Genomic DNA, 5,164 nt, shown 5'->3' with positions numbered 1-5,164 from the left:
CAGGTCCGCGACCTTCCTCATGAAACCGTCGTCGTAATGACGCCTGCGATCCCCACACATGAGAAACCGCACCTCCAATCATCGAATCTGCATTATCGCAGTCCAACAATCGGGGTGCAGTTCAGTGTGGGGGGGCGGGGCAGGTCATGCGCGGCCGTCATCCCTTCGTCGGCGAGCCAGTGGGACTGCTCGCGGGCGGGCCCACGTCATGCACAGCCATCACGTGGTGCGCGTCGCTGGCTCCCTGGCGCATGGGTCGGACGTTCCCCGGCCATGAAGTGCCGTGGACGGGTGGTTGGTTCCCTGTGTCGCATGGGTCAGACAGCTCGACACGGCGCACACGGTTCTGGACGACGCTGGTTCCCTGATGCATGGGTTGGACGCCGCGCCCACGCGGTCGGCGTCCTGTTCATCCGTTGGCTCCCTGGCGCATGGGTCGGACCCCACGGCTCTCTATAGTGGAGCCTATGCACGTGATTTCAGGACGATTCAAGGGCGCGCCGCTCGCCACGCCGAAGCCGGGCACCCGGCCGACCACCGACCGGACCAAGGAGGCGATCTTCTCGCGCCTCGACTCGTGGGGTGTGCTCGGGGACGCCCGAGTGCTCGACCTGTTCGCCGGCACGGGAGCATTGGGCATCGAGGCGCTGAGCCGTGGTGCGCGAAGCCTGGTGGCGGTCGAATCCGCCGCGCCGGCCGCCGCGCTCATCGCGAAGACGCTGACCTCGCTGAAGCGGCATCACGCGTGGGATGCGGCGACGTCCGCCCGCGTGATTCGCGCCCGCGCGGAGAAGTTCGTCTCGTCCGGCGGCGTTGGCGGTCCGTTCGACGTGATCTTCATCGATCCGCCGTACGCGTTCGAGACCGAGGCATGTTCCGAGCTGTTGGACGGCATCGTCGCGAACGATCTGACGGCGCCCGGCGCGGTGATTGTGCTGGAGCGGTCCGCGCGCTCCGACGACCCGACGATGCCTGCCGGCTGGAGCGTCACCGACCGCCGCGACTATGGCGAGACGGCCGTGTTCTACATCGAGCAGGACCCTGACGCGGAGGCAACATCAGCGGCGTGACGCATTCCTGAACATCCTTGCGAATGCTGGATGGTGGGCGTATACCAATCGGTGCGTGCGGGGCTGCGGTGACATGCTTGTGGGAGCCAGCTGCGGGGCTCGCGTGCCGGGATTGCGCGCAGTGTTCGTCCGGGTCCGAGCAGGGGTTCTGGCAGTGGCGGGGCGTGCCGCTCTGCTTGCCTTGGCGGTGTAATGCACCCCCGAGAACCATTGCGAATGCTGGGATTGTGGACGTATGTCGTTCGGCGCGGGCAGGGCGTGGTGGCGTGCCCGTGGGGGCGGTCGCTGGATTCGTATGCCGGACCCGCTTGCCGGATTGCATGCAGGGCTTGCGTGGGCTCGCGCGCGGGTTCGCGCACGGTCCCACGCGGGAGCGTGAGCAATGTCACGCTGCTCGCCCTTGCAGCGTGACGCGCTCCTGAAAACCCTTGCAAACACTGGGGTTGTAGACGCGTGTCATTCAGCTCGCCCGGGCGGCGTGATGCAGAGGGTGTTCTCTGAGAGCGAACACGCGCCGTCGGCGCCGACATCCCTCGTATCGTGATATATGGAATAGCTCGATTCGAGGTATCAAGTCGGGCGGGAAAGCAACGAACCAAACCATCCGAAAGGACATATCATGACGAACTTTGTCGAAGACCTGCAGGCGCGCCGTTCCCAGTACGCGCTCACCAGCGACTCCCCGATCGCCGACCAGGAGATCGTCAAGCTGGTCGAGGACGTCACTGTGGCCGTGCCGTCCGCCTTCAACTCCCAGCCGCAGCGCGCGGTCGTCCTGTTCGGCGACGCCAACCAGAAGCTGTGGGACATCGTCAAGGAGACCCTGCGCAAGGTCGTCAACGACGAGGAGGCCTTCAAGTCCACCGAGGCCAAGATCAACGCCTTCGCCGCCGGCCACGGCACCGTCCTGTTCTACGACGACACCGACGTGACCAAGCAGCTGCAGGAGAACATCCCCGCCTACGCCGCCAACTTCCCCGGCTTCGCGCGTGACGCCGCCGGCATGCTCCAGCTCGCCGTGTGGACCGCGCTCGCCGAGAAGGGCCTGGGCGCCTCCCTCCAGCACTACAACCCGCTGATCGATGAGGCCGTCACCGCCGAATTCGGTCTGCCGGCCAGCTGGAAGCTGCAGGCCCAGATGCCGTTCGGCACCGTCGCGCAGCCCGCCGGCCCGGTCGAGAAGCAGCCGGCCGACGCGCGCGTCAAGGTCTTCGGCCTGTAAGGTCTGCGGGGCGCGACCTTCGCGGCTGCATGGGCTGTGCTTGCGTCCTTCGCGATGATTCGCCATAAATGTCACAGCGGGTGTTCACCCGCTGTGACATTTTTTGTTGCTTGGGACGTTGCGGCGCGGCCGACCGTTCACGATTTGCGCGCCCGTGCAAATCGTGAACGCCAAAGCGCACAGAATCGCACATGTCGTTGAAGGCAATCGGCGGAATTCCGCGCTTCTGCATGTTCAATCGCACATAACTCCGTTCATGATTTGCAGGGCGTGCCAAATCGTGAACTGAAAACGCGCGGCACAAACCCTCCATGGTGCTCTAATCAACCAATGACGTCCCACCCGTCGAAATATCCGTCGGGCCTTATGCCCGGGCCTAAGCCGCAATCGGCCGCCGGTCTCGAATGCCGTTCAGGCGCACGCTCGGCTACCGGAGTCTGCTGGAGTACGTTCGGCTGGATTGTTCGGACGGACCGTACCCGGGCGGGGTGGTCTGAGTGCGGTCCGTCGTGGTTTCTCAACGGAGCGTACTCGTAGGGTGCGGTTCGGGTACGTTCGGTTGTGGATTGCTGACAGACCGTACTCGGGGATGGTGGTTTGGGCACGTTCGGTCGATTTTTCTTGGCGAACCGTACTTGAGTGGGGTGGTTCGGGGACGGTTTGTTGTGGTGCGGCTTGTTGTGGGGTGGCCTGTTGCGGAGGGGTCTGAGTGCGACCCGCTGGGGGTGTGACCCGCTGGGGGTGTGACCCGTTGGGGGAGTGTGACCCGCTGGGGGAGTGTGACCCGCTGGGGTGTGACCCGCTGGGGGTGTGACCCGTTGGGGGAGTGTGACCCGCTGGGGGAGTGCGGCCCGTTGTGGGATGGTCCGTTGCGAGGGTTTGAGTGCGACCCGTTGTGTGGCTGCCTGTTGTGGGTTGGCCGCCGCGCGCGGGCGTGTCGCGGGTTTTGACATTCTGATACACCGATGTATCATAAGAGCTGTTGGTACACGGGTGTACCAAAGGAAAGCACCCGGATAAGCGAACAAGGAAGTCGACCACGAAGGCGTCGACCGGCCCGGCACTACACGGACGTCATACCAACGTCATGCCGACACCATGACGGGCAGACAGCCGCGACAGTCATGACAGCCATGACCACCACGACTGTCACGGCAGCCACGCCGGACCGGGCGAAAAGCCCAACGGTTCAAAAGGAGAACATCATGCGCAACATCAAGAAGGCCATCGCCGCGGTCGCGGCCATGGGCACGCTCGTCGGTCTGGCCGCCTGCGGCTCCGACAGCAACACCGCCGTCGACACCGACACCGCCAACGCCAAGGGCCAAATCGTCTTCTGGGGCTGGGGCAACGGCCTCAAGGAGACCATCGCCGCCTTCGAGAAGGCCAACCCGAACATCAAGGTCAAGTACTCCAACACCGGCACCGGCTCCGACACCGCGACCTCGCTGCAGAACGCCATCGCCGCCGGCAAGGGCGCCCCGGACGTCGTAATGCTCGAGGACGCCACCGTTCCGCAGTTCGTGGTCGACGGCAGCCTCATCGAACTCTCCCAGTTCGGCGCCGACAAGCTCGAATCCGACTTCACCGCCGGCTCCTGGGCCAAGATGCTGCAGGAGGGCAAGCCGTACGCGCTGCCCATCGACTCCAGCCCGGAGGTCTTCTTCTACAACAAGGCCGTGTTCGACAAGGCCGGCGTCGACGGCGAGAACATCAAGACCTGGGACGACTACTATGAGGCCGCCAAGAAGATCCACGCGCTCGGCGACAACTACTACATCGCCAACAACGACGGCAGCTCCAACGGCTTCCAGCCGTTCGCCGCGCAGGCCTGGCAGGCGGGCGCCTACCCGTGGAAGGTCGACGGCGAGAACATCACCATCAACATGCACGACAAGGGCATGGAGCGTTACGTCGAGCTCCAGCAGAAGCTCATCGACGAAGGCCTGATCAACACCAAGATCGGCAACTGGACCGACGACTGGTACCGTTCGCTCGGCGACGGCACCATCGCCTCGCTGACCATCGGCGCGTGGATGCCCACGAACCTCGAGTCCAGCGCCGCCGCCGCTAAGGGCAACTGGCGCGTCGCCCAGCTACCGCAGTGGGAGGAGGGCGCGGAGGCGTCCTCCGAGGATGGCGGCTCGGCGCTCGCCGTCACCAAGCAGTCCAAGAACACGGCTGCCGCCTACAAGTTCGCCGAGTTCCTCACCCATGGTGCCGGCGCGCAGGTGATGGCCGACCACGGCACCTTCCCGGCGAAGGCGTCCATCCTTGACGATGAGGATTTCCAAAACCAGAAGAACGAGTACTTCGGCGGCCAGCAGGTCAACAAGGTGCTCGTCGCAGCTGCCAAGCGCAAGGTCTCCACGTTCCAGTACCTGCCGTACAACCCGTACGCGCAGACCAAGTACGGCGACGACGTGGCCCCCGCATACCAGGGCAAGAAGACCCTGAAGGAGGCCATGGCGACCTACGCCAACACGATGGCCGAATACGGCAAGCAGCAGGGCTACACCGTCACCGTCAAGTAGCCGGACGGCGGGGTCGAAACGTCTGCGCATTGCGGGCGGACGGGGGCGGGAGGCCTTCCGAGGCTTCCCGCCCCGGCATGTCCGCGAGACGGGACGCCGCCGGTGGATTTCAGGAACAAGGGAGACAACGATGATGTCAGGTCAGACAACGGAGACGGCCGCGACCGTGGCCGGAGCGACTGCGGCCGAGGCGACTGCGGCGACGCAGCACGCGCCGTCGGCTCGTGTGAATAGGCACAAGCCGGATTGGCGTGGTTGGAAGTTCATGTGGCCGTTCGCGGTGGTGTTCGTGTTCGTGTTCATCATCCCGTTGGTGTATGCGGTGTACATCTCGTTCT

Annotated in this window: 3 protein-coding genes and 1 pseudogene; all 4 read left to right on the top strand. The window is 64.7% G+C overall.

Going from position 1 to position 5,164, the window contains the following annotated elements; genetic code table 11:
• Nucleotides 1-431: 431 nt before the first annotated feature.
• Nucleotides 432-1,070 carry a 16S rRNA (guanine(966)-N(2))-methyltransferase RsmD gene (gene rsmD, locus F7D09_RS10895; RefSeq protein ID WP_152235508.1) on the top strand — a complete coding sequence of 213 codons (639 nt, stop codon included), beginning with the start codon at nucleotides 432-434 and terminating at the stop codon, nucleotides 1,068-1,070.
• Nucleotides 1,071-1,689: 619 nt separating this feature from the next.
• Nucleotides 1,690-2,292 carry a nitroreductase family protein gene (locus F7D09_RS10890; protein WP_152235507.1) on the top strand — a complete coding sequence of 201 codons (603 nt, stop codon included), beginning with the start codon at nucleotides 1,690-1,692 and terminating at the stop codon, nucleotides 2,290-2,292.
• Nucleotides 2,293-3,497: 1,205 nt separating this feature from the next.
• The gene (locus F7D09_RS10885; RefSeq protein WP_152235506.1) at nucleotides 3,498-4,826 is read left to right on the top strand and encodes an ABC transporter substrate-binding protein; all 1,329 of its coding nucleotides are present in this window, start codon (nucleotides 3,498-3,500) and stop codon (nucleotides 4,824-4,826) included.
• Nucleotides 4,827-4,959: 133 nt separating this feature from the next.
• A pseudogene (locus F7D09_RS10880) lies at nucleotides 4,960-5,164 on the top strand (carbohydrate ABC transporter permease); the annotation flags it as partial.

Origin of the sequence: Bifidobacterium leontopitheci (assembly GCF_009193355.1) — a bacterium.
GTDB lineage: Bacteria > Actinomycetota > Actinomycetes > Actinomycetales > Bifidobacteriaceae > Bifidobacterium > Bifidobacterium leontopitheci.
The sequence above is the reverse complement of the archived record's forward strand: the minus strand, read 5'-3'. Positions and strand labels throughout refer to the sequence as shown.